23 protein-coding genes are annotated in these 22,924 nt (G+C 66.4%); 12 read left to right on the top strand and 11 right to left on the bottom strand.

Features of this window, described 5'->3' with window-relative positions:
* The first annotated feature begins 26 nt into the window (after positions 1-26).
* Genes QTH90_RS02205 through QTH90_RS02185 form a run of 5 tightly spaced genes read left to right on the top strand, consistent with a single transcriptional unit; the run spans position 27 to position 5,148 of the window.
* Positions 27-893 (top strand): SDR family oxidoreductase, encoded by an 867-nt coding sequence (locus QTH90_RS02205; RefSeq protein WP_286662895.1) that lies wholly within the window; start codon positions 27-29, stop codon positions 891-893.
* A gap of 35 nt (positions 894-928) precedes the next feature.
* A complete protein-coding gene (locus tag QTH90_RS02200; protein ID WP_286662894.1) occupies positions 929-2,260 on the top strand; it encodes a flavin-containing monooxygenase in 1,332 nt (443 codons plus the stop codon).
* Positions 2,261-2,287: 27 nt separating this feature from the next.
* Complete coding sequence (locus QTH90_RS02195) at positions 2,288-3,214, top strand: bile acid:sodium symporter family protein (RefSeq protein ID WP_286662893.1); 927 nt, start codon at positions 2,288-2,290, stop codon at positions 3,212-3,214.
* A gap of 3 nt (positions 3,215-3,217) precedes the next feature.
* Positions 3,218-4,222, top strand: a complete 1,005-nt coding sequence (locus QTH90_RS02190; RefSeq protein ID WP_286662892.1) for an SDR family oxidoreductase — start codon at positions 3,218-3,220, stop codon at positions 4,220-4,222.
* A complete protein-coding gene (locus tag QTH90_RS02185; protein ID WP_286662891.1) occupies positions 4,219-5,148 on the top strand; it encodes an EamA family transporter in 930 nt (309 codons plus the stop codon). Before QTH90_RS02190 ends, QTH90_RS02185 begins: the two co-directional genes overlap by 4 nt.
* Positions 5,149-5,163: 15 nt before the next feature.
* On the opposite strand, the gene QTH90_RS02180 is transcribed toward QTH90_RS02185, so the two are convergent.
* Positions 5,164-6,066: an SDR family oxidoreductase gene (locus tag QTH90_RS02180; protein ID WP_286662890.1), complete on the bottom strand. Its 903-nt coding sequence runs from the start codon at positions 6,064-6,066 to the stop codon at positions 5,164-5,166.
* Between the two features lie 106 nt (positions 6,067-6,172).
* On the opposite strand from QTH90_RS02180, the gene QTH90_RS02175 reads away from it, so the two are divergent.
* Both QTH90_RS02175 and QTH90_RS02170 read left to right on the top strand, forming a co-directional pair.
* Positions 6,173-7,063, top strand: coding sequence for a CoA transferase (locus QTH90_RS02175; protein WP_286662889.1), 891 nt, complete (start codon positions 6,173-6,175; stop codon positions 7,061-7,063).
* A gap of 14 nt (positions 7,064-7,077) precedes the next feature.
* Positions 7,078-7,542: a GAF domain-containing protein gene (locus QTH90_RS02170; protein ID WP_286662888.1), complete on the top strand. Its 465-nt coding sequence runs from the start codon at positions 7,078-7,080 to the stop codon at positions 7,540-7,542.
* 9 nt (positions 7,543-7,551) lie between these two features.
* On the opposite strand, the gene QTH90_RS02165 is transcribed toward QTH90_RS02170, so the two are convergent.
* The gene (locus tag QTH90_RS02165) at positions 7,552-7,863 is read right to left on the bottom strand and encodes a hypothetical protein (protein ID WP_286662887.1); all 312 of its coding nucleotides are present in this window, start codon (positions 7,861-7,863) and stop codon (positions 7,552-7,554) included.
* Positions 7,864-7,997: 134 nt separating this feature from the next.
* On the opposite strand from QTH90_RS02165, the gene QTH90_RS02160 reads away from it, so the two are divergent.
* Complete coding sequence (locus QTH90_RS02160) at positions 7,998-8,483, top strand: SixA phosphatase family protein (protein ID WP_286662886.1); 486 nt, start codon at positions 7,998-8,000, stop codon at positions 8,481-8,483.
* A 1-nt stretch (position 8,484) separates the two neighbouring features.
* Here the strand turns inward: QTH90_RS02160 and QTH90_RS02155 are convergent, their stop codons facing one another.
* The 3 genes from QTH90_RS02155 to QTH90_RS02145 all read right to left on the bottom strand — a co-directional run bounded on the left by QTH90_RS02155 (position 8,485) and on the right by QTH90_RS02145 (position 11,571).
* Positions 8,485-9,774, bottom strand: coding sequence for an NTP/NDP exchange transporter (locus QTH90_RS02155; RefSeq protein ID WP_286662885.1), 1,290 nt, complete (start codon positions 9,772-9,774; stop codon positions 8,485-8,487).
* Entirely contained in the window at positions 9,771-10,514 is a 744-nt protein-coding gene (locus QTH90_RS02150) for an NADPH-dependent F420 reductase (RefSeq protein ID WP_286662884.1), read from the bottom strand. Before QTH90_RS02150 ends, QTH90_RS02155 begins: the two co-directional genes overlap by 4 nt.
* Before the next feature lie 76 nt (positions 10,515-10,590).
* On the bottom strand, positions 10,591-11,571 hold the full coding sequence (locus QTH90_RS02145; protein WP_286662883.1) for a Bug family tripartite tricarboxylate transporter substrate binding protein: 981 nt from the start codon (positions 11,569-11,571) through the stop codon (positions 10,591-10,593).
* 157 nt (positions 11,572-11,728) lie between these two features.
* Here QTH90_RS02145 and QTH90_RS02140 point away from each other — a divergent pair, with 157 nt between their 5' ends.
* The 3 genes from QTH90_RS02140 to QTH90_RS02130 all read left to right on the top strand — a co-directional run bounded on the left by QTH90_RS02140 (position 11,729) and on the right by QTH90_RS02130 (position 14,658).
* Positions 11,729-12,703, top strand: coding sequence for a LysR family transcriptional regulator (locus QTH90_RS02140; RefSeq protein ID WP_286662882.1), 975 nt, complete (start codon positions 11,729-11,731; stop codon positions 12,701-12,703).
* Positions 12,704-12,841: 138 nt separating this feature from the next.
* The gene (locus QTH90_RS02135; protein WP_286662881.1) at positions 12,842-13,300 is read left to right on the top strand and encodes a hypothetical protein; all 459 of its coding nucleotides are present in this window, start codon (positions 12,842-12,844) and stop codon (positions 13,298-13,300) included.
* Entirely contained in the window at positions 13,297-14,658 is a 1,362-nt protein-coding gene (locus QTH90_RS02130) for a GAF domain-containing protein (protein ID WP_286662880.1), read from the top strand. Before QTH90_RS02135 ends, QTH90_RS02130 begins: the two co-directional genes overlap by 4 nt.
* A gap of 2 nt (positions 14,659-14,660) precedes the next feature.
* Here the strand turns inward: QTH90_RS02130 and QTH90_RS02125 are convergent, their stop codons facing one another.
* Positions 14,661-15,395, bottom strand: a complete 735-nt coding sequence (locus QTH90_RS02125; RefSeq protein ID WP_286662879.1) for a hemerythrin domain-containing protein — start codon at positions 15,393-15,395, stop codon at positions 14,661-14,663.
* Positions 15,396-15,600: 205 nt separating this feature from the next.
* Between QTH90_RS02125 and QTH90_RS02120 the strand changes: the two genes are divergently transcribed.
* Positions 15,601-15,978, top strand: coding sequence for a hypothetical protein (locus tag QTH90_RS02120; RefSeq protein ID WP_286662878.1), 378 nt, complete (start codon positions 15,601-15,603; stop codon positions 15,976-15,978).
* On the opposite strand, the gene QTH90_RS02115 is transcribed toward QTH90_RS02120, so the two are convergent.
* The 5 genes from QTH90_RS02115 to guaA all read right to left on the bottom strand — a co-directional run bounded on the left by QTH90_RS02115 (position 15,957) and on the right by guaA (position 22,845).
* Positions 15,957-17,501 carry a hypothetical protein gene (locus QTH90_RS02115; protein ID WP_286662877.1) on the bottom strand — a complete coding sequence of 515 codons (1,545 nt, stop codon included), beginning with the start codon at positions 17,499-17,501 and terminating at the stop codon, positions 15,957-15,959. The two genes, QTH90_RS02120 and QTH90_RS02115, sit on opposite strands and share 22 nt — an antisense overlap.
* Positions 17,502-17,507: 6 nt before the next feature.
* Positions 17,508-18,833 carry an NAD(P)/FAD-dependent oxidoreductase gene (locus QTH90_RS02110; protein WP_286662876.1) on the bottom strand — a complete coding sequence of 442 codons (1,326 nt, stop codon included), beginning with the start codon at positions 18,831-18,833 and terminating at the stop codon, positions 17,508-17,510.
* A complete protein-coding gene (locus QTH90_RS02105) occupies positions 18,830-19,825 on the bottom strand; it encodes a lysylphosphatidylglycerol synthase transmembrane domain-containing protein (RefSeq protein ID WP_286662875.1) in 996 nt (331 codons plus the stop codon). Before QTH90_RS02105 ends, QTH90_RS02110 begins: the two co-directional genes overlap by 4 nt.
* Complete coding sequence (locus QTH90_RS02100) at positions 19,822-20,829, bottom strand: glycosyltransferase family 2 protein (protein WP_286662874.1); 1,008 nt, start codon at positions 20,827-20,829, stop codon at positions 19,822-19,824. The genes QTH90_RS02105 and QTH90_RS02100 overlap by 4 nt, the downstream gene beginning before the upstream one ends.
* Positions 20,830-21,234: 405 nt before the next feature.
* Positions 21,235-22,845 (bottom strand): glutamine-hydrolyzing GMP synthase, encoded by a 1,611-nt coding sequence (gene guaA / locus QTH90_RS02095; RefSeq protein ID WP_286662873.1) that lies wholly within the window; start codon positions 22,843-22,845, stop codon positions 21,235-21,237.
* Between the last annotated feature and the right edge of the window lie 79 nt (positions 22,846-22,924).

Below are 22,924 nucleotides of genomic sequence, written 5' to 3'. Positions count from 1 at the left end.
GCTGCACACCCCAAACAAACGAACCCATGACTTTTCGTCTCGACAACCTCGTCATCACCGGCGCCTGCGGCGGCCTCGGCCGCGCCTTGGCTGCCGACGCCCTGGCGCGCGGGGCGAAGGTTGCACTGGTCGGGCTGGACGCCACTGCGCTCGGCAGCCTCGCAGCGTCGGCGCAGGATCGCACCATGGTCTACACGCCGGACGTGAGCAACGCGGCCGCGATGCAATCGATGGCGCAGGACTGGATGTCGCGCCACGGCGTGCCCGACGCCGTGATTGCGAACGCAGGCGTCGCAGGCGGATTCGACACGGCCGAAGCCGCCGACCTGGCGGTGTTCCGCCGCATCCTCGAAATCAACCTGCTCGGCGTCGCCACCACTTTCCAGCCTTTCGTCGCGCCGATGCGCGATCGCGGCCATGGGGCGCTCGCTGGCATCGCCAGCCTGGCCGGCCGCCGCGGACTGCCCGGCAATGGCGCCTACTGCGCGAGCAAGGGCGGCCTGATCCGCTATCTCGAAAGCCTGCGCGCAGAACTGCGCCCGAGCGGTGTGCATGTGTGCACCGTCAGCCCGGGCTACCTGCGCACGCCGCTGACGGCGGGCAACCGTTTCGCCATGCCGGGCCTGATGGCACCGGAAGCCGCAGCGGCTGCCATCCTGCAGGCGCTGTCCCAGGGCCGCGAACAACTCGTGTTGCCGCGCCGCCTCGGCTGGCTGTCGAACGCGCTCGGTCTGCTGCCTGCCGCCTGGCATGACGCCTTGCTGCTCCGGCAACCTCGCAAGCCACGCGCCGGCGAACCCGGCGCCACGCCCATCCCCGGGCTGCCGGCGACGGAGGCCACGGGCCCTGCCGCCGACGCCCCGGCGCCCATACCCGAAGCCGCCGCGCGCTGAGCGGCTGTTCCCCCTGTGAGTCGGAGTCTTCTTTCGTGAGCCAACCTGTGCCCGTCCCCGTGCCTACCCACCAGCAAATCGCCCTGATCGGCGCCGGCCCGTCGGGGCTTGCCGGTGCGCGCAACCTCCAGAAGCTGGGCATCCCGTTCCAGGGCTTCGAGGCCTACGAAGACGTCGGAGGCCTGTGGAACATCGGCAATCCGCGCAGCACGGTGTACCAGTCAGCCCACCTGATCTCGTCCAAGCGAACGACGGAGTTCGCCGAGTTCCCGATGGCCGATGACGTGGCCGACTATCCGAGCCACGCCGAGCTGCGCCGCTATTTCAGCGACTTCGCGGATCATTTCGATCTGCGCCGGCACTTCCGCTTCGGCACGAAAGTGCTGCGCGTGGAGCCCGTGACGGAGACGGCATCGACCCTCTGGCGCGTGAGCGTCGACGCCGGTGGCGGCCGCATCGAGACGGCCGACTACAAGGGCGTGATCATCGCCAACGGCACCCTGTCCGAGCCGAGCATGCCGCGCTTCGAAGGCCGCTTCAACGGCGAGCTGCTGCACACCTCCGCCTACAAGCATGCGAACCTGTTCCAGGACAAGCGCGTGCTCGTCGTCGGCGCCGGCAACAGCGGCTGCGACATCGCGGTCGATGCCGTGCACTACGCGAAGAGCGTCGATATCGCGGTGCGCCGCGGCTACTACTTCGTGCCCAAGTACATCTTCGGCAAGCCGGCCGACACGCTGGGCGGCAAGCGGCCGCTGCCGGCCTGGATCAAGCAGCGGCTCGACGCCAAGGTGCTGCAGTGGTTCACCGGCGACCCGGTGCGCTTCGGCTTCCCCAAGCCGGACTACCGCATGTACGAGTCGCACCCGGTCGTCAATTCGCTGGTGCTGCACCACATCGGCCACGGCGACATCGGCGTGCGCGCCGACATCGCGCGGCTCGACGGCGACACGGTGCACTTCAAGGACGGCACCTCGCGCGACTACGACCTCATCCTGTGCGCGACGGGCTACAAGCTGCACTACCCCTTCATCGACCGCACCTGGCTCAACTGGCAGGGCATGGCACCGAAGCTGTACCTGAACATCTTCGCGCCAGGCTTCGACAACCTCGCCGTGCTCGGCATGATCGAGGCGAGCGGCATCGGCTGGCAGGGCCGCTACGAGCAGGCGGAGTTGGTGGCGCGCTACTTCAAGGCCCAGTCCCAAGGGCGGCCGCAGGCTGCAGCGCTCAAGGAAGCCAAGGCCGGGCCCACGCCCGATCTCTCCGGCGGCTACAAGTACCTGAAGCTGGAGCGCATGGCCTACTACGTCAACAAGGACAGCTACCGCCGCGCCATTCGTGACGCATCCGCAGCGCTCGCCTGAACAACGCAGCCACCGAGAGAACGCCTCATGCTCCCGCTTCCCGTCGACGAGGTGCGCCTCAACTTCAACCCGGCCTCGCTGGTCCTGCTCAATGCGGTGCTCGGCTTCCTGATGTTCGGCATTGCACTGGACACGCGCATCGAGGATTTCAAGCGCGTGATGCGCATGCCCGTGGCGATGGCGGTCGGCATCGCGGCGCAGTTCATCGTGCTGCCCGCCGTCACCTTCGGGCTCACGCTGCTGCTGCAACCGGCGCCGAGCATTGCGCTGGGGATGATCCTCGTCGCGTGCTGCCCGCCCGGCAACGTGTCGAACATCCTCACGCACCGCGCGGGGGGCAACGTGGCGCTGTCGGTGTCGATGACGGCGATCTCGAACCTCATCTCCATCGTCGTGATGCCGCTCAACTTCGCGTTCTGGGGTGGCATCCATCCGACGGCCGCACCGCTGCTCAAGACGATTGCGCTCAATCCGGGCGAGATGGTGATGCACATCGTGGCGATCATCGGCGCGCCCTTCGTCATCGGGCTGGCCTTCTCGCATTACCTGCCGGCGCTCACGATGCGCATCAAGAAGCCGGCGCGGATCCTGAGCTTCGTCTGCCTGATCGGCTTCATCCTGGCGGCGATCGCCGGCAACTGGCGCTACTTCCTCGACTACGTGAGCCTCGTGCTGCTCGCCGTGGTTCTGCATGACGCGCTGGCCTTTGCCACCGGCTACGCCTGCGCGACGGCCACCGGCCTCGCGGAGTACGACCGGCGCGCGGTCAGCTTCGAGGTCGGCATCCGCAATGCGGGCCTCGGTCTCGTGCTGATCTTCAGCTTCTTCGGCGGTCTCGGCGGCATGGCGGTCGTCGCCGGCGTCTGGGGCTTCTGGGACATCGTTGCGGGCCTCGGGCTCGCCGCCTGGTGGGCGCGTCGCCCCCTTTCCTCACCGGCCGCGCGATCGGCCTGAATCATGGATGTTTCCCTGCCCTTCGCGGCGCGCCGGGTGCTCGTCACCGGCGCCGACGGTTTCCTCGGCCGCACGGTGGTGGCGGCTCTGGCGCGGTTGCCCGATCTCGATTGCGTGGTCGCATTGGACGTCCGTGACGTCCCCTCCACGCGACGCGTTCCCGGCGTGACCTATGCCATGCAGGACGTGCGCGCGCCCGAACTGCGCGCCACCCTGGCCGCACACGCCATCGACTCGGTCGTCCACCTCGCTTCCATCGTGACGCCGGGGCCCGGCAGCACGCGCGAGTTCGAGTATTCGGTGGATGTGCTCGGCACGCGCAACGTGCTCGAGGCCTGCGTGGCGGAAGGCGTGCAACACATCGTGGTGTCGTCGAGCGGCGCGGCCTACGGCTACCACGCCGACAATCCGGCGTGGATCGACGAGGGCGACGCGCTGCGCGGCAACCAGGCCTTTGCCTATGCGCATCACAAGCGGCTGGTCGAGGAGATGCTCGCCGACTACCGCGCCTCGCACCCTGCGTTGCGCCAGACCGTGCTGCGCATCGGCACCATCCTCGGCAACCACGTCCACAACCAGATCACGGCGCTCTTCGACAAGCCCCGCATCCTGGCGATCCGCGGCAGCGACAGCCCCTTCGTGTTCATCTGGGACGAGGACGTGACCGGCTGCGTCGTGCACGCGATCACGACCGGCCGCGGCGGCTGCTTCAACGTCGCGGGCGACGGCGCGCTCACGCTGTCGCAGATCGCGGCGATCCTTCGCAAGCCAATGCTCGTGTTGCCGGCATCGCTCCTGAGGTTGGCGCTGGCGATGGGATCGCGCCTCGGCATCAGCAGGTATGGACCTGAGCAACTGGACTTCCTGCGCTATCGCCCGGTGCTGTCCAACGCACGGCTGAAGTCCGAGTTCGGCTACGTGCCACGCAAGACCAGCCTCGAGGCCTTCCTCGCCTTCAAGGCCGCGCGCTGCGGCCGGGCGACCCGGCCCGGCGAGATCCCCGCATGACGGAGGCGACCAGCCTCAGCCGGGCCGACTTCGGCCGCGCCATGGGCGTGGTGCTGATCTGGGGCCTGAACTTCGTCGTGATGAAGCTGGGCCTGCGCGACCTGAGCCCCATGCTGCTCGGTGCCCTGCGCTTCGCCGCGGCCGCCTTGCCGCTGATCCTCTTCGTGCGCCGGCCCGCACTGCCCTGGCGCCTTCTCGCGGCCTACGGGCTCGCGCAGGGCCTGGGGCAGTTCGGGCTGCTTTTCCTCGGATTGCAATGGGGCATGACGGCGGGCATGGCCTCGGTCGTGATGCAGACCCAGGCCTTCTTCACCCTGCTGCTGGCGGCGCCGCTTCTGGGCGAACGCGCACGTCCGAGCCAGTGGCTCGGCCTCTGCGTGGCGCTCGCCGGGTTGGTGGTGATTGCCATGGCGCACGGCGACGGGCCGGGGCAGATGACGCTGATCGGCTTCGTGCTCACGCTGTCGGCGGCCTTCATGTGGGCCTCGTCCAACATCGTGGTGCGATTCGCGGTGCGCGCCGCGCCGGGCTACGACCCCTTCGGCTTCATCGTGTGGAGCAGCCTCTTTCCCATCGTGCCCTTCAGCCTGTTCGCGCTGGCGCTCGATGGCCCCGAGAAGGTGCTGCATCAGCTGGCGGGGCTGGATCTGGGCGCCGTGCTCGCCGTGCTCTTCCTCGCGTGGTTCGCGACGCTGCTTGCCTACACGCTGTGGACCCGCCTGCTGCAGCGCCATCCCGCGGGCCGCGTGGTGCCCTTCTCGCTGCTCGTGCCGGTGGTCGGGCTGGCCGCGGCGGCCGTGTGCTTCGGCGAGCGGCCGAGCCCGGCGCAGTGGGTCGGCACCGCGGCGGTGCTGCTCGGGCTGGTGATCAACCAGGGCCTCGCCGCACGCACGCTGGGGTGGCTGCGGGCGCCGCAGCGCGCCTGAGGCCCTCGCGAGGCGCTAGCGCTGCGCCTTGTCCTTCTGGTTCTGCGCCTCGATGCGTTCTCGCGCCGCCAGCCAGTCCGCGTCGCTCCACTGCCGCAGCTCGTAGAAGTTGCCGCCGGTCGCGAGCGCGCTGCCGCCGTCCATCATGATGCTCTGGCCCGTGAGCCAGTCGCACTGGCCGCGCGCCATCAGGAAGGCGGCCAGGTTCTGCAGCTCGCTCATCATGCCGGTGCGCGCCATCGGGTTGGTCGCCTTGCTGCGCGCGCCAGGTTCCTCGCCGGGGTTCAGGCGCTTGCTCATGCCTTCGGTCGGAATCTCGCCGGGGCCGACCGCGTTGAGACGGATGCCATAGCGCGCCCACTCGACCGCGAGCGACTTCGTCATCACCTCGATGCCCGCCTTGCTCATGGCTGACGGCACCACGTAGGGACTGCCGTTGTCGACCCAGGTCACGATGATGCTCATCACACTGCGGTACGGGTCACCCGCTTTCCACTTGCCTTCCTTGGCCTCGGACACCCAGCGCTTGCCCACCGCCTGCGTGACGTAGAAGCTGCCGTGGAAGACGATGTTGGCCACGGCGTCGAAGGCGCGCGGCGACAGCGCCTCCGTCGGCGAGACGAAGTTGCCCGCTGCGTTGTTGATGAGCCCCGTCAGCCCACCCGACTGCCAGAGGCTTTCGACCATTTCGTCCACCGCCTGCGCATTGCGGATGTCGACGCCGAAGGTGTCGATGCGCCGCCCAGGGAACTGCTTGCGCCACTCGGCGGCGGTGTCCTCGCACACGCTTTGCCGGCGGCCGCAGATCGCGACGTCGGCGCCCAGGCCCAGGAAGCGCTCGGACATCGCGCGGCCGAGGCCGGTGCCGCCGCCCGTCACGAGGATGCGCTGGCCGGCCATGAGATCGGTTTGGAACATGAGGGTCTCCTTTGTCTTCGGTGTGGAACAGGCTCTGCAAGCCGCATCGTAGAGCGCAAGGCTCAAGCCGGTAAGCTCCCGAGGTGACACCGACAAGGAGCCGCCCATGCCGACCCCCTCTTCCGCTACTTCTCCCAACGCCACATTCGCGCCGCTGGCCGGCGTCCGCGTGCTGAGCCTGGCGCTCAATCTGCCCGGCCCCGCCGCGCTGATGCGCTGCCGTACGCTGGGGGCCAAATGCACCAAGCTCGAGCCGCCTTCGGGCGACCCGATGGGCCACTACAACCGGGGCGCCTACGCCGCGCTGCACGAGGGCGTGGAGGTCGAGGTCGCCGACCTCAAGGCCGAGGCCGGGCAGCAGCATCTGCATCAGGCGCTCGAGAAGACCGATGTGCTGCTGACCTCCTTCAGGCCGTCGGCGCTCGCCAAACTGGGCCTGGGCTGGGAGGCGCTGCATGCGCGGCATCCGAAGCTGTCGCAGGTCGCGATCGTCGGTGCACCCGGCGAACGCGCCGAAGAGCCGGGCCACGACCTCACCTATCTCGCCGAAAGCGGCCTCGTCACCGGCACGGCGTTGCCGCCCACGCTGTATGCGGACATGGGCGGCGCGCTGCTCGCGAGCGAAGCGGTATTGACGGCGGCGCTGCGCCATACCGCTGGAAACGCAACGGGCATCTACCTCGAAGTCGCACTCAATGCCGCCGCCGACTGGCTGGCGCTGCCGCGCACCTGGGGCTTGACGACGCCAACGGGGGCGGTCGGGGGCGCTCATGCGGGCTACCGCGTCTATCCCTGCGCCGACGGACGCGTGGCGGTCGCCGCGCTAGAGCCTCACTTCGCGGCCCGACTGTGCGAAGCGGCAGGAGCCGCATCGACGGACATGGCCGCTCCCGAAACCCATGAGGCGATCGCACGCTGGATCGGCACCCGCACGCGCGCCCAGCTCGACGCGATGGCGCGCGAGCGGGACGTCCCGCTCCTCACCCTCGAAACCTGAACACATAATCTCGCATGGCCTCGGCCCAGGTCCTGAACACGTTCTCCGAGATCCTGAAGACAGAGGGTCTTGCGGGAGGCCTCGCATTCCTGAACGAGCCGGTGCCCCACCGCTACACCGCGGTCTACCGATACGCGGGACTCATCCTGAAGAACGTGTACCTCCATGACGCGCTGGGAAAGCGGCGCCCACCGTTCCTCTCGGCGATGCCGCTGAACAAGAGCCTCGCGCAATGGATCCAGCCGGGCACGCCCTTCCGGACGGACGACTCGTCCAAGGACCCGAGACTCGCAGGACACGCCTACGACGGGATCCTGTTCTCCTACCACGGCACCGCGCTCGTCGCGCCGAGCGGTCATTTGTGGGGGGTCCTGTGCCACTTCGATTTCGCGCCGGCTTCGCTTCCGGACCGCGATTTCGAACTCCTGGAAGCGGTAGCGCCGATCGTTGCGTCCTTTGCCGTCGACCCGCACGGCTAGTCGCAGTCGCTAGTCCCAGGATGGAAGGTTCTTCAAGGCATCGTTGGGTCGATCGAGGATGTCGACGCCGGTGATGCCGTTTCCGCCCGGCAAGAGTTCGACGTCGCAGATGATTTCCCAGGTGTGGCTTTCGGTGCGCCGCGCCAGGCAGACCTCCTCGCCTGCGGCCAGGAGGCTGGCGCATTCCGCGATACCGATCCGTTGTACCGTGCCAAGAGCCAACTCCGACGATCCGAACTCCTTTTCGACGACCGTGTGAATGGCCACGAGATCAATCTTGTCGCCGTTGTAGTGAACAGCAGTAATCGCGTGCTGGGCCATACGCTACCTCCATTCTTGGAGCACCTAGTATGGCTGCGGCGCCTGGCAGTGTCAGCCTGCCTACTGAAGACGTGGATACGACAGTCAGCCTCCGCGCGAGGAGGCGTAGAGTTCACCGGAAACGAAAGCCGATCGTGAAAACACTCTTCCTGGTACGGCATGCCAAATCGAGCCGAGACGATCCGTCCTTGCCCGACCGCGAGCGGCCACTGGACGACCGCGGCCGCCACGATGCCCCCACGATGGGCAGGCGCCTCGGCAAGCGTGGGGTGAAGCCCGATCTGCTCATCTCGAGCCCGGCGCTGCGCGCACTGACGACGGCCCAACTCATCGCAGACGAGATCGGCTGCCGGCGCAAGGACATCGTTGTCGATGACCGGCTCTACGCCAGCAATCCCGTCTCCCTCCTGGCGGTCATTGGCGCACTGGAAGACACGCTGGACTGCGTGATGCTCTTCGGCCACAACCCTGAATTCACCGACCTCGCCAACCGGCTGTCGAGCGAGATCGTCGACATGCCCACCTGCGCCATTGCCGAGTTCCGCTTCGACGCCAGCGCATGGTCAGCCGTCGGCAAGCTTGCTCCTGCCGAGGCGAGGCTGGACACGCCGAAGAAGTAGCTCACCTTCGGGCCTCGCGGCTCGAATCGGGGCCGCCGGCACGTCGCTCCTGCATGCGCCCCAACGCCGCCGACAGGATGAGCCACGCAAACACCACCGGCACCGCACACAGCGCGATCGCGCCGAGCTTGAGTCCTACGGCGTGCAGCACGTCGTACACCCAGCCATAGAGCGCGTCGGAGCCCCGGTAGACCACGACATCGATCAGGTTCTTGGCCTTGTATTTCTCCTCGCGCCCGACCACCGTGAAAAACACCTGCCGCGCCGGATTGGCGATCGCGAAGTTCATCCACCGCTGGACGACCTGGAACACGACGATCACCGCCAGGGTCGGCGCCACGGCCAGCGCGAGAAAGCCGACGACATAGACCGCAGGCAGCGCACCCGCCGCCACGCCGGTGCCGAAACGCTGCAGGAAACGGCCCGTGGCAAACACCTGCGTCGCGAGCGTGAGCAGCCCCACTGCCAGATCGATGCTTGCGAAGATCCGCGTTTGCGCGCCGGCGCCTTGCACGGTGGCCGAGACCACGTTCGCCTGCGCGAAGTAGAGCATCGTCGCGCCGAAGGACAGCAGGCTCACCCACGCGGCCACGCCGAGCAGGTACGGCGAGCGCAGCACCCCCCACAAGCCGGCAAAGGCACTGCCGCCCACGCGCGATTCGTCCCGCCGGTGCCCCGGACTCACGCCGGCGCTGCGTTCGAGCCGATGGACGCAGAACACCGCAATCTCCAGGAACACGATGGCCGCGATCAGCAGGTTGTGCGGCCCCAGCGGTACAGAAAGCGCGATGGTGATGGCGGGCCCCAGCAGCGCACCTGCCGTCCCGCCCGCACCGATGAAGCCGAACAGCCGCTTGCCCTGCTCGCTCGTGAAGAGGTCGGCCATGAAGGACCAGAACACTGCCACCGCGAACAGGTTGAAAACGCTGACCCAGACGAAGAAGACGCGCGCCACGATCACCGGCTCGATGCCGAGCGCCAGCAGTACCCAGAACACCGCGAGGTTGACGACGAAGAAGTGATAGACGATAGGGATGAACCTGGCGCGCGGCAGCCGCGCCACGAGCACGCCGTAAAGGGGCTGCGCCACCAGCAATGTCACGAAGGTCGCCGTGAAGAGCCACGGCAGCGCCCGCGTGCCGCCCGCGATGCCCATCTGATCGCGGAGCGGTCGAAGCACGTAGTAGCCCGCCAGGAGCGCGAAGAAATAACCGAAGGACCAGAGCGCCGCCGCCAGTTCCTGCGGCGTAGCGGGAACTGCCCGCCGCAGCCAGCGCTGCGCCGCCGTCATGGCGCGAGCGACAGCTTCTGCCTGAGCTCCGCTGCGCTCACCGACTGGCCGTAGCCCGGCCCGCCGCGCTGGAACCGCCGTGCGTCGGCCAGCTTGCCGACCACCACGGGATCGAAACCTGCATCGCGCACGAGGCCTGCCGCCACCTTGACGGCTTCCGGATCGTCGCCGGCGATGGGGATCGCCAGCCTCGGCTCGGGCCGGTTGGCCTCGCGCGCGAAGATCGTGTACGACATGGTGTTGAACGCCCGCACCAGCCGCGCGCCGGCCAGGTATTTCTGCGAAACGACGCCGATGCCTTCCTGCTCCACCTCATCGGCCACGCTGCCGTCGCGCGAGGCCACGGCGTTGCACGCATCCAGCAGAACCTTGCCCTTGAGCGCACCACCGTAGTCCTTGCCGATCTGCGGCAGCGCACCATAGGGCACGGCGATGAAAAGCGCGTCGCCGAAAGCGATGGCCTGCGCCACCGTGCCGGCGCTGGCGAGCGGACCGAGTCCCGAGACCAGGTCCTTGAGTTCTTCAGGGTGGCGCGACGAGAACATCACCGGATGGCCCGCCTTGACCCACAGCCCGCCGATCGTCCCGCCGATGCGGCCCGCGCCGATGACGCCGATGCGCGTAGCGCCAGCACCCTGTGCCAGCGCCCGATCCGGCTTCAGCGACGCGAAGACGGCCCATGCACCACCCGCCATGAGCAGGCTGCGGCGGGTGCGATCGAGGGATGGATGTTGCGGCATCGAAACCTCCTGCGTTCGGCGAAACGGGCAATCATCTGCCCGCGCCCTTCGCCGCGCAAGCACCCGCCGGCAGCGCTCAGAGCTTGATGCCGGCGCCCTTCACCGTGGGGGCCAGTACGCCCACCTGCTCCTTGACGATGCTCTCGAATCGCGCCGTGCTTTCCGGCTTGGCGACGATGCCCAGCTCGATCAGCTTCTTCTGCACCTCGGGCATGACGAGCACCTCGTTGCACGCGGTATTGAGCTTCGCCACCATGTCCGCCGGCAGCTTGGCCGGGCCGCTGAGGCCGAAGAAGTTCTCCAGCACCAGCTTGGGCTGGCCCACTTCGACGATGGTCGGCACCTCCGGCATCAGCGGCGAGCGCGCGGCGCCCGTCACGGCGAGCGGCACGAGCTGGCCGCTCTTGAAGAAGGGCACGTAGGCCGTGATGACGTCGATGCCGACGGGGATCACGTTGGCGATCAGATCAGTCGTCATCGGCGCGCCGCCACGGTACGGCACGTGCACCAGGTTCGCCCCGGTGACCTTGCGGATCAGCTCACCGTGGATGTGGCCGATCGACCCGGGGCCGCCCGAACCGAAGTCCAGCCGCCCTTCCTTGCGGGCCCGCGCATCCAGTTCGGCATAGGTGGTGATGCCCGAGGGCTTGCTCGCCATGATCACCAGCGGCGCCGACCCGAGAGACGCAATGTGCGTGAAGGCGCTCACCGGGTCATAAGGCTGCTTCTCCAGCGTGAACGGCCCGAGCGCGATCGGCGTGGTGTTGGACAGCATGAAGGTGTAGCCATCCGGCGGGGCCGCGGCGACCAGTGCGCCGCCGATGGTGCCGCCGGCGCCCGGCTTGTTGTCGACCACGACCGCCTGGCCGAGCTTCCTGGTCAGCTGCTCTCCCATCACGCGGGCGAGGATGTCGCTGGACCCGCCTGCCGGAAAGGTCACGATGATCTTGATCGGCTTGTCCGGCCACTGGGCAAACGCCGGCAACGCGAGCGAGGCGGCGCCGGCAGCCAGCAACTGGAGCGCGCCGCGGCGCGTGGGGTGTGTGGTGGTGGTCATGGTGTCCTGCAGCAAAAGGGATGCCCGAACTCTAGGAACGACAACATGGCACGCCAATCGCTAGTCCGCAATCAGCGGCATAGCAAAGCTCTGCCCCGGAGCCCGCCGGCGACTGTCGCCGGTGCGCCGAGGCACCAAAGCTGTGCAGCGACCGCCCATGTCACGCTCCAACGACCCATTCGACACCTATTTGCTGCGCGTGTTCAGCACGCTGATGAGCGAGCGCAGCGTCTCGCGGGCGGCCACGCGGCTGAACCAGTCGCAGCCCGCAGTCAGCACCGCGCTCAAGCGGCTTCGGGACATCTTCGACGACCCGCTGCTCATCAAGGACAAGCAGCGCATGGTGCCGACAGAGCGCGCGCTGCAGCTGGAAGCGTCGGTGCGCACCGTGCTCGGCGAGATCGACGGCCTGCTGTCGCCGGGCGACGTCTTCGACCCGGCGACCACACGGCAGACGTTCCGCATCGGCACGCCCGACTACCTCGCTCCGCCGCTCATGGCCGCCGTCGTCCAGTACATGCGCACGACAGCCCCCGGGGCCCGGATGCTGATGCAGGCGCTGGGCCCGGACTACGACTTCGATGCCGCCCTCGCCGAGGGCGAACTCGACGTGGTGATCGGCAACTGGCCGCAGCCCCCCGAGCACCTGCGCACCACCCTGCTGCTGGAGGACGAGGTCGTCTGCCTGGTCGACCGCGACCATCCGGGCGCCAACGGCCTGATGGTCAACGACTACCTGCAAGGCAACCACGTCGTCCCTCAGCTCTACAGCACGCTGCAGCGCGGCGTGGTCGAAACCCATCTGGCCGCCCAGCGCCTCGCGCGCACCCCGACGGTGACCGTTCCCTACTTCTCGATGGCGCCGCACCTGCTGCCGGGCACCGACCTGATCTTCACGACCAGCCGGCATTTCGCGCAGCACTTCGCGACGATGCTCCCGCTGGCCGTGGTGCAGTCGCCGATCGACTTTCCGCCGATGCGCTTCTACCAGCTCTGGCATGGGCGAAACCAGCAGGCGCCGGGGCACATCTGGTTCCGCTCGCTGCTGTCGGCCGTGATGCGCACGGCGGGGGCCACGCGGCATCTGCGGATGACGGCACCGGCGGCGCAGGAGTTCCGGCAGTTCGCCTGACGCCCAGCGGGCTGCGCCGCGACAGCTGAACCGTGCGTCGCCGAGGGCTTTGAATCACAATGCCGGTCTCTCACGCCCGGCTTTTGCCCCATGCCCGAGGTCCCACTCCGCCCGCTGTTGAAACCCGAGCACGTCGCCATGATCGACAAAGGCGTGTCGACCATCGTCTCGTCGCGCAATGCCGCGCTGAGGCCCAGCCTGATGCGAGCGATGGCCGCGAGCATCACGCCGGACGGCACGGAGGTCACCGTCTTCCTCGCACGCGGCCAGGCGCGCCAGCTGCTCCAGGACATCGCCGCGACCGGCCACCTGGCCGTGGTGTTCAGCGAGCCGCTGAGCCACCGCACCGTGCAGGTGAAGGCGCAACGGGCGGAACTCCGCGCAGCCGGCGAAGGGGATCTGCCGGTCCTGCGCCGCTACCTGGCGTCGATGGAATACGAACTGGGGCTCGTCGGGTGCGACGTGCCCTTCGTGCGGACGATCTTGTCGTTCCGGCTTTCCGAGCTGGTAGCCGTGCGCTTCAACCCCAGCGAGGCCTTCGACCAGACGCCCGGACCCAAGGCCGGCAGCGCGCTGCCCGAGTCCGCACCGGCATGACCCAGGCCTCCCCGCCCCTGTCGCTGCACGCGATCCGTGGCTGCTTCGAAGGCGCGATCCCGGCCATCATGTCCACCTGCGCGGAAGACGGGACGCCCAACGTCGCCTACATCTCGCAGGTCAACTACGTGGACGAACGCCACGTCGCGCTGTCGTTCCAGTTCTTCAACAAGACACGGCAGAACATCCTTGCCAACCCTTACAGCAGCGTCCTGCTGATCGACCCGGCGAGCGCCGCCTACTACCGGCTGCATCTGCGCTACCTGCGCACGGAGACCAGCGGCCCGCTGTTCGAGAGCATGAAGGCGCAATTGGCCGGCATCGCCTCGTACTCGGGCATGGCCGGCGTCTTCCGGCTGCTGGGCTCCGATGTGTACGAAGTGGAGGCCATCGAGAGCGTCGAGGGCGATCGACTGCCGCCGCAGCCTCCCCGCTTCGGCCTGCTGGCCGGCGTAAGGCGCTCGGCCGAGCGCCTTGCCGCCTGTGGCGCGACGGACGAGCTGTTGCAGACCACCCTCGCCGTGCTCAACGATCACCTGGACGTGCACCACGCCATGGTGCTGATGCTGGACACCGCCACGCAGCGCCTCTACACCGTCGCGAGTTGCGGGTATGCGACATCCGGGGTCGGTTCGGAGATCGAAATCGGACACGGCGTGATCGGGGTGGCCGCCCGCGAGCGCACGCCGGTGCGCATCAGCCACATGACCAACGCAGCGAGCTACAGCCACGCCGTGCGCAGCAGCATGCGCGAGACCGAGCCCGGGCTCGTGCTGGACACCGAGATCTGCTTTCCCGGGCTGTCCGAGCCGCACAGCCAATTGGCCGTGCCCATCGTTTCCAGCGGCAGGCTGCTGGGTGCGCTCTTCGTCGAAAGCCCGCAGGACATGCGCTTCGGCTTCGAGGATGAGGATGCGCTCGTCGCCATCGCGGGCCACCTGGGCGCAGCGCTCGAGTTGCTGCGCACCACGGACGAGCCGACGGCGCCTGCAGAGGAGCCGCGTGCGGCCGGTGCGCCATCGGCCACCGGCGCGCCCGTGCCGGTGCGCCACTACCTCGCGAACAACAGCGTCTTCATCGGCGACAGCTACCTGATCAAGGGCGTGGCGGGCGCCATCCTCGGCAAGCTGCTGCGCGAGTACTCGGAACAGGGCCGCAGCGATTTCACCAACCGCGAGCTTCGGCTCGATCCCGCCATCCGGCTGCCGGATCTCTCGGACAACCTGGAGGCGCGGCTGGTACTGCTGCAGCGCCGGCTGGTGGAGAACTGCCCGCACATCCGTCTCGAGAAGACCGGCCGCGGCCGGTTCCACCTGCGCATGGAGCGGCCGGTCGCACTCATCGAAATCGCCGGGTAGCCTCAGCCCTGTACCTTCCCCGGCCCTGCGGGCAGTTGGAGACTCGCGCCGAGCTTGGCCCATTCACGCTCGCTCAGATGCGGGCGCACCACGTCGAGCGCCGCCGCGAAGGCCGGAGCGGGTGCATGGGCTTGCATGTCACCCAGCATCGCAGCGCGCTCCGCAGGATTCATGAAGGGCACCATCCAGCGCACCACGAACATCATCTCGTGCGGCGGGATCGAGGCGACCAGCGCATTGTGGATCTCGATGAGTTCGGCGTCGGTGTAGCGCGCCCAGAGCACCGCGTTGTGCGCCGTCTCCTCGACATGCATGTGCTCGAAGTTGTGCGCGATGAACAGCGAGAGCGCCCGGTACAGCGCAAGCGCCCCAGCGGCACGCGCCTCGGCATCGCATTGAAGCAACGCCGTGGTCTGGTTTGCCAGTGCCGTGATCGCTTCAACGTGTTCCGCGTGCTCGTGCGCGATCTGGCCGCTGGCGCCGGGTGCGCGGGCCTCCATGGCGGTGTGGACGAATTCGTTCTCGTGCTGCAGGTGCGAGCGGCAGAACTCCAGCAGTTCCAGCACGCGTTGCGTGACCTGGGCGAGTTCCAGCGCATCGTCGACGTCCATGCGGCCGAGGGCGAGCAGCCTATCGGCCATGAGCGCGCGCAGCGCCTTGTGGATGCCGGCATACATGTCGATGCGGGGTGCCGCGGCCTCCGCAACCTGGCGCATTTCGCGCTGATCGATGTTCATTGGGGTGTCCTTCCTTGGGGTGCAGCGGAAAGCGCACCGTGCACCTCCTGCTGGGAAGGAAGTCTAGGAATCGGCCCCTTTTCGCGCCGCTAAGAATTGCTTAAGCAATCCTTCACAGAATCTTAAAAATGCGTGCCGGCCGGGCGCGGATGCCCGCCGCGCTACGATATCGGGTCAATTTCTTGGGACGAAATCAATGTTTGGCTTGTTCAAGTCAAAGCAGCCGACGCCGGGACGCGGCTTGTATCTGGTCAATGTGAAGGTGGCACGCGGCTCGAACGGCCGAATGCCGAAATCGCTGGCAGGGGCGTATGTGTCGGCCTATGTGACGGCGAACAACCACGAGTCGGCAACCACGCTCGCAGTGACCCGATTGACGGCACAGGGCTTCGAGTTCCTGGATACGCAAGGCCCCATCACCCGGCTCGATCATCGCCAGTGGTCCGCACACGTCGCGCAATCGTGGCCCGAATTCATCGACGAACTGCCCAAGCAGAACGAGATCGCCGAGGGCTTGCAGGGCGACATGGTCTTCTTCGGCCCGTTCGTGGGCTACGAGCCTCAGCCTCCTGCGCCTCGGTAGCGCCAGAATCTGTAGCCGCCCAGGTCACGCTCGTGCACGTACGCCTTCTGCAGGAATGCCCTGAGCTCTGCAAACTGCTCCGGCTTTCCTTCGCAGTTCGCCTTGGAGAGGCCGCATGAATCGGGCGCCTCGACGATGTACAGCGGCTTGTTGCCCAGGACGTCCGCCTGGTACCTCCCGTACGTGTCCTTGAATCCGGAGAGCGCCGGGTAGTAGTAGGTGATGCTCGTCGCGGACCGCCTCCCGGCAGCAGCCAGCAGCCAGGTTTCCGCACCGTGGACCAGCACGAGGTCGGAGGGCCTGGTATTGCGCTGTAGATAGTCGGCCAGTTCGTTTTCCGGCGAGCCCGGGACGTTGGTGCCGTGCTTCAACGAACCCAGCAAGGCGAACGCCGCGGGCGCCAGCGCGACCACGAAGGCCGGAACCACGAGCACCGCCCACTTCGCGTTCTTCCTCGCGCCGGACAGGAACCCGCCAGGGCCGCCACCCAGGTTCAGCAAGGCGACGAACACCAGCGCGAGTGCCGGCGAAGCGAGCGAAGCGTAGTGCAAGTACCCTCTTCCGGAGGCCATCTGCGACAGCAGTTCGACGCAGAAGACCGTGAACATCAGCCAGTGGAACGAGTTCTTCTTTCCCTTGGGAACCTGCGTGTTCGACAGGAAGACGGCCCCCCCCACCAGCAGGCAGCCGAGGCCCAGAGGCGAAAGGAAGATGGCCTGCGAAAGCGTGTACACGGACACGACCCGTGCCACGAGGCTCGCTCCGCGCGAGTACGCAAAATTGAACGACCAGTACTGCTCCACGAACGCGCCCATCGCGCCTTTCTGGTAGATCCAGAAGAGAACGGGCAGCACGATCACGGCGAATGAAATGCCCATCAGGACGACCGCCCTGAACCGATGCCGCGTGCCGAGGACGATCAGGTAAAGGGCGAGCAGACCAAGGCCCATCCCGTTGTTGAGCCGAGTCAGCATCGCGACCGCCATCGAGATGCCGAGCGAGATGCACAGCCAGTCCAGCAAGCCCTTCTTGTTCGACACCGTCTCGTCGCAGAAGTGGACGAAGGCCAGCGAATAGGTCACCAGGATGAAGGGAATCAACCAGGATTCCGTCAGGTTTCCCAACTCGAAGGTCGCGCAGTAGGTCAAGACGAGCAGGGTCGCGGCCAGCAGGACGGCAAAGGTCGGCAACAGCCTCTTCCAGAGGGACATCGATATCGCCAGCCCGGCGAAGAGAAGCAGCCCTTCGAGAAGGATGATGCCCTTGGCGCTGCCCGTGAGCAGGTACCCCAGCGCGTTGAATATGTAGAGCAGCGGACCCTTGTGATCCCATGAATCAACGTAGGGCATGCCCCCGCTGTTCATGATCATCCCGGTGTAGACGAAGACACCGGAGTCCCGGCCGATGGGCAAGGTGTGCAGCAGCAGCGCGTAGGGCACCAGGACAAGCACCGCAGCGCCCAGGATGGCAGCGATGCTCCAGGTCGCTGCAACGCTCTCCGAACTCTGGAGACGGCTGCTCATGTCGGCTCAGCCGTTCTTCACGGCGAGCGTCAACCGCTCGCCAATGCTCTTGCCCGCCCTGATGGCGTAGTTGGTGCCTCTGTCTTCTGGGTAGATCTGGGCCATCGAGCAAACGTGAAAACCGCTCTTCGGCCCGTCTTCACCCGGGATCAGGCTGCTGTAGTTCTTCTCGACGACCGGCTGCGACCAGCGCGCCCGCCACAAGTGATGCGCCTGGATCCACTTGCGATCCATGGCGGGAAACATGGTCTTGAGGAAAGGCAGCGCGAATTCCAGGAAGTCGTCGGCACCCATCGCATACAGGGGCTCGGTGTGCGGAAGGTACTTCGAGAGATAGACGATGTGCTTGCCGCCGTAGGTTTCGGCCCGCTCGAAATTGGTGTGCTCGATCACGCCCACGAAGGGGAAGCTCGGGTCGTTGACGTTCAGCCAATAGGTCTTCGACAGCGGCCGGTCCAGTTCGAGCACCAGGCACACGTTGCCGATGTACTGGATGCGTTCCAGGCTCTTGATGTAGTCGCCGGACGCCCAGCCGCGCACCATGTCCGCGACCAGCGGCAACGCGGGGGTTGCAATGACGCGGTCCGAGGTGATTTCGCCGCGGGGCGTGGTCGCGACCCAGCGCTCGCCGAGTGGTTCGATCTTCGAGACCGGCGTATTGAGCTCGATGCGGCCGCCCAATTCCCTCACCCGGTTGGCCAGCGCCTCGGCCAGCGCGACGAAGCCTCCCTTGAAATACGCCAGGCGTTCTTCACCGCCCTTGCCCCGGCTACCGCCGCGCAACTTGAGCTTGTTCCAGAACCAGACGGCCGACACCTGCTCGGCGTAGGGACCGAACTTTCCCTTGAGCAGTGGCTGCCAGACCACGCGATAGACGTTTTCACCGCCGAGTTCGCGCAACCAGTCCTGCGCGGTCTTGTTCTCCAGGGCCTTCCAGTCCTTCACCTGGCGGGCGCGCAGTGCCAGGAGGCCCAGACGGATCCGGTCGACAAAGCTCAGAGGCTTGAAGTTCAGCAGGTCCCAGGGCGTCGACAACTTGAAGAAGTTGTTCGCGTAGTAGACGCCGGTGTTGGTCGGATTGACCTCGACGCGCTCGTTCAAGCCGAGTTCATTGATCAAACCCATCACTTCCAGGTCGTTGGTGAACCAGTGGTGATAGAAACGGTCCAGGTTTTCGCCGCCGACCTCGAAGGCCGCGGCCAGCCCGCCGACCTCTGGTTCGGCCTCGAGAATCGTGACGTCGAATCCCTTCTTGACCAACTCATAGGCTGCAGTCAGCCCGGTAAAGCCCGCGCCAACAATCGTCACCTGCGTCGTGTGAGACAAACTCATGAGGAAACTGCTTTCAATTTCTCTTGCTGCTGATGGACCGGAAAGACCAACAAATAGAGGCCACCCACGAGAGTCGGCGGAAGCCAGAGCAGCGCGTGGACGAGCAGCGCATAGGCGGTCGCAACCACCGCATCGTTGCCGAGCGTCGTCATCGCATGCACGGTGAAGAAATCGAAGGTGCCGATGTAGCCCGGGGTGCTGGGGATGAGCGTCGCCAGAGTCCCCACGGGCAATGCCAGCCAGCCCGCGAGCGGCGCTGAAAGTGCAGGCAATGCCAGCGCCGCAAACCAGAAGACGCAGCCCTCGGCCAGCCAGGCCAGCACGGACCAGAGGACCAGCTTGACCATGGTGCCCCCTTGCGCCAGGTGATGCAGCGTGCTCAGGCTCTTGTTGATTTCGTCGAACAGCTTCTGCCCGAAGCCGGGCGCGACGCGGACCACCAGGCGCCCCATGGCGAGCACCAATGGGGTGAAGAAGCGCGGGAACAGGAGGACGAACAGGATGGCAAGCGCTGCAGCGATCAAGGCCACACTGCCGATCCCTGCGAAGTGCCTGGTGTCCAGGCCGAACATCGCGACGGCCACTCCCAGGAGCACCAGCACCATCAGCAGGTCCAGCAGGCGCTCGACGAAGAGCGTCGCGACGACGACACCCGACGTCGTGCCCAGCTTCCTGTTGAATGCGAACGCGCGAAGCGCATCCCCCGCCCTGAAGGGCAGCACATTGTTGGCCGCAAAGCTCGCCAGCAAGGGCCCGGCGCAGCGCCCCCACGTCAAGCCGGGGCTGTCCCGCTCCAGCATCGCGCGCCAGCGTTCGATCCGGCAGGAATAGCCCACCGCAAAAGCCGCGAGAGCGGAGGTCACCCAGATGTAGTTGGCGCCATCGAACGCCCTTCTGATTTCCTCAAGGCTGATCTGGCGAAGAATCAACCAGAGAAACAGCGCCGCGAGGCCGATGCCCAGCAGCAATCGCAATGACTTCTTGACTGTCATCGGCTGACAACCACAGGGCTTCGAGACATGGCCGGGCCGGCCTTCTCGAACCCGAAGTATTCCTGGACCACGTACAGCGGCCTGTTCTTGATTTCGTTGTAGATGCGGCCGACGTATTCGCCGAGGACGCCCACACAGATCAGCTGGACGCCACCCATGAAGAGGACCGCGATCATCAAGGCAGTCCAGCCTTCCACCCATACGTTGGTGAACAGGCGCAGCACGAGTGCGTACACGATACCCAGCAGCGAAATGGTGGCGCAGACCATGCCCAGCGCCACCGACATCTGCAGCGGCTTGGTCGAAAAGGACAGGATGCCATCCGTTGCGAAACGCAGCATCTTGGTCAGCGGGTATTTGCTCTCCCCTGCAAATCGTTCGGCGCGCCGGTATGGCAGCGCGATCTGCTTGAAACCGACCCAGCTCACCATGCCCCGCACGAACCGGTCGCGCTCGGGCATGGCGCGCAGCGTATCCACGACATCCCGGCTCATGAGGCGAAAGTCGCCCGTGTCCAAGGGGATCGCGACGTCCGAGAGCTGGTTGAGCAGGCGGTAGAAGCCTCGTGCCGTCGCCAGCTTGAAGGCGGACTCGCCGGGGCGCTCCGTGCGCGTGCCGTAGACGACGTCATAGCCTTCGCGCCATTTGGCGATCATCTGGTGGACGACTTCGGGCGGGTCCTGGAGGTCGGCATCGATGAGCACGACCGCGTCGCCGTTGGCGGCGTCGATGCCGGCGGTCACCGCGATCTGGTGACCGAAATTGCGTGCGAACCCGACGAGCTTGATCCGGGGGTCTTCCGCCGCGAACTCCTTCAGGCGCTCCCGTGTGCGATCGCGGCTGCCGTCGTCGACGAAGATGAGCTCGACGTCCAGGTCCTGCAAGTCGGCGCAGAAGGCCCTCATGCGCTTCATCGTCTCCCCGATGACCTCTTCCTCGTTGTAGCAGGGGATGACGACGGACAGCAATTGCGTGTCCCTCGGCGAATCGGTCACTGGATCCATCGGGAAGTCCTCAACGCGAAATGAAGCGGAAGACCGGTGGTTGAACTGGCGGCCTCTCCTTGTCCGATCAGCGGTTTCCCGGGCGGCGACCGTGGTCGCCCCGGGAGTCATTCTCACGGCGTCGCAGCTGACTTTTTCCATGGCATCCGCCCCAGAGGGTGTCGTTGGAGAACGCGCAGTACTGTTACCAGACACTACGAATGCCAAACTCTAACACTATGTTCTTACATGTGAAAACAGTTCATGAGGGTCAACCCGAATGGGATATGCCCATGCTGCATGCAAGAGACGGGCCCGCAGCCGCAAACCCGGCAACTGCACTGGCTGTCCAAATGGTGCGCATCCAATGAGATAGGCCGAAGGGTCAGCGTGTCACCGGTCGAAAACGGCGACACGCGACACCTCTCACTCCCACTCGATCGTCGCCGGCGGCTTGCTGCTCACGTCGTAGGTGACGCGGTTGATGCCGCGCACCTCGTTGATGATGCGACCCGATACCTTCTTCAGCAGCGCATAGGGCAGTTCGGCCCAGTCAGCCGTCATGAAGTCGCTGGTCTGCACCGCGCGCAGTGCGACGACGTAGTCGTAGGTGCGGCCGTCGCCCATCACGCCCACGCTCTTGACCGGCAGGAACACGGTGAAGGCCTGGCTCGTGAGGTCGTACCAGCTCTTGCCCGTGGCGGGGTCGATGAAGTTGCGCAGCTCCTCGATGAAGATCGCATCGGCGCGGCGCAGCAGGTCGGCGTAGTCCTTTTTCACCTCGCCGAGGATCCGCACGCCCAGGCCGGGGCCGGGGAAGGGATGGCGATAGACCATCTCGGGCGGCAGGCCGAGCGCGACGCCAAGTTCGCGCACTTCGTCCTTGAACAGGTCGCGCAGCGGCTCCAGCAGCTTTAGGCCCAACTGTTCCGGCAGGCCGCCCACGTTGTGGTGGCTCTTGATGGTGACAGCCTTCTTGCTCTTGGCGCCGCCGGACTCGATCACGTCCGGGTAGATGGTGCCCTGCGCCAGCCACTTGGCGCCCTTGGCACCCGCGCTCGTGAGCTTGGCCGCTTCCTGCTTGAACACGGTGACGAACTCGCCGCCGATGATCTTGCGCTTGGCCTCGGGTTCGCTCACGCCGGCCAGCTTGCCGAGGAAGAGCTCGCTGGCATCGACACGGATCACCTTGGCGTGCAGCTTGCCGACGAACATGTCCATGACCATGTCGCCTTCGTTCAGCCGCAGCAGACCGTGGTCGACGAAGACGCAGGTGAGCTGGTCGCCGATGGCGCGATGGATCAGCGCAGCCGCCACGGACGAATCGACGCCGCCCGAGAGGCCAAGGATCACTTCCTCGTCGCCCACCTGCTTGCGGATCGCCTCGACGGCTTCGGCGATGTGGTCGCGCATGACCCAATCGGGCCGGGCGCCGCAGATGCCGAGCACGAAGCGATCGAGGATCGCCTTGCCCTGCTGCGTGTGCGTCACTTCGGGGTGGAATTGCACGGCGTAGAAGTGCCGTTCTTCGTCGGCCATGCCGGCGATCGGGCAACTCTCGGTCGACGCCATCAGCTTGAAGCCAGGCGGCAGCTCAGTGACCTTGTCGCCGTGGCTCATCCAGACGTTGAGCATGCCGTGCCCGTCGTCGGTGGTGAAGTCGGCGATGTCCTTGAGCAGCTCGGTGTGGCCGCGCGCGCGGACGGCCGCAAAGCCGAACTCGCGCTTGTGGCCGCCTTCGACCTTGCCACCCAGCTGGTGCGCCATGGTCTGCATGCCGTAGCAGATGCCCAGCACGGGCACGCCGAGCTCGAACACCGCCTGCGGCGCCTTGTCGGTCGTGTCTTCGTAGACGCTGGCGTGGCTGCCGGAAAGGATCACGCCCTTCAGGCTGCCGTCCTTGGCATAGTCGCGAATCCACTCGTCGGTGACGTCGCAGGGATGCACCTCGCTGAGCACATGCGCTTCGCGCACGCGTCGTGCGATGAGCTGGGTGACTTGCGAGCCGAAATCGAGAATCAGGATCTTCTGGTGCATATGAAAAATGCGAAATGAGTGCCAAGTCCCCTGCGCGCTCCTTCGGGAAACACCGCGGACCGGCTTCGCCGGCCCGCCG

Source organism: Variovorax flavidus, assembly GCF_030317145.1.
GTDB classification, from domain to species: Bacteria; Pseudomonadota; Gammaproteobacteria; order Burkholderiales; family Burkholderiaceae_C; genus Variovorax; species Variovorax flavidus.
This window is presented reverse-complemented; position numbering and strand designations above follow the sequence as displayed.

Bases quoted from the DNA above. Each gene is read 5' to 3' on its own strand.
- QTH90_RS02205 (WP_286662895.1), top strand. From the start codon at position 27: ATGACTTTTCGTCTCGACAACCTCGTCATCACCGGCGCCTGCGGCGGC.
- QTH90_RS02195 (WP_286662893.1), top strand. From the start codon at position 2,288: ATGCTCCCGCTTCCCGTCGACGAGGTGCGCCTCAACTTCAACCCGGCC.
- QTH90_RS02190 (WP_286662892.1), top strand. From the start codon at position 3,218: ATGGATGTTTCCCTGCCCTTCGCGGCGCGCCGGGTGCTCGTCACCGGC.
- QTH90_RS02185 (WP_286662891.1), top strand. From the start codon at position 4,219: ATGACGGAGGCGACCAGCCTCAGCCGGGCCGACTTCGGCCGCGCCATG.
- QTH90_RS02180 (WP_286662890.1), bottom strand. From the start codon at position 6,066: ATGTTCCAAACCGATCTCATGGCCGGCCAGCGCATCCTCGTGACGGGC.
- QTH90_RS02175 (WP_286662889.1), top strand. From the start codon at position 6,173: ATGCCGACCCCCTCTTCCGCTACTTCTCCCAACGCCACATTCGCGCCG.
- QTH90_RS02170 (WP_286662888.1), top strand. From the start codon at position 7,078: ATGGCCTCGGCCCAGGTCCTGAACACGTTCTCCGAGATCCTGAAGACA.
- QTH90_RS02165 (WP_286662887.1), bottom strand. From the start codon at position 7,863: ATGGCCCAGCACGCGATTACTGCTGTTCACTACAACGGCGACAAGATT.
- QTH90_RS02155 (WP_286662885.1), bottom strand. From the start codon at position 9,774: ATGACGGCGGCGCAGCGCTGGCTGCGGCGGGCAGTTCCCGCTACGCCG.
- QTH90_RS02150 (WP_286662884.1), bottom strand. From the start codon at position 10,514: ATGCCGCAACATCCATCCCTCGATCGCACCCGCCGCAGCCTGCTCATG.
- QTH90_RS02145 (WP_286662883.1), bottom strand. From the start codon at position 11,571: ATGACCACCACCACACACCCCACGCGCCGCGGCGCGCTCCAGTTGCTG.
- QTH90_RS02140 (WP_286662882.1), top strand. From the start codon at position 11,729: ATGTCACGCTCCAACGACCCATTCGACACCTATTTGCTGCGCGTGTTC.
- QTH90_RS02135 (WP_286662881.1), top strand. From the start codon at position 12,842: ATGATCGACAAAGGCGTGTCGACCATCGTCTCGTCGCGCAATGCCGCG.
- QTH90_RS02130 (WP_286662880.1), top strand. From the start codon at position 13,297: ATGACCCAGGCCTCCCCGCCCCTGTCGCTGCACGCGATCCGTGGCTGC.
- QTH90_RS02125 (WP_286662879.1), bottom strand. From the start codon at position 15,395: ATGAACATCGATCAGCGCGAAATGCGCCAGGTTGCGGAGGCCGCGGCA.
- QTH90_RS02115 (WP_286662877.1), bottom strand. From the start codon at position 17,501: ATGAGCAGCCGTCTCCAGAGTTCGGAGAGCGTTGCAGCGACCTGGAGC.
- QTH90_RS02110 (WP_286662876.1), bottom strand. From the start codon at position 18,833: ATGAGTTTGTCTCACACGACGCAGGTGACGATTGTTGGCGCGGGCTTT.
- QTH90_RS02105 (WP_286662875.1), bottom strand. From the start codon at position 19,825: ATGACAGTCAAGAAGTCATTGCGATTGCTGCTGGGCATCGGCCTCGCG.
- QTH90_RS02100 (WP_286662874.1), bottom strand. From the start codon at position 20,829: ATGGATCCAGTGACCGATTCGCCGAGGGACACGCAATTGCTGTCCGTC.
- guaA (WP_286662873.1), bottom strand. From the start codon at position 22,845: ATGCACCAGAAGATCCTGATTCTCGATTTCGGCTCGCAAGTCACCCAG.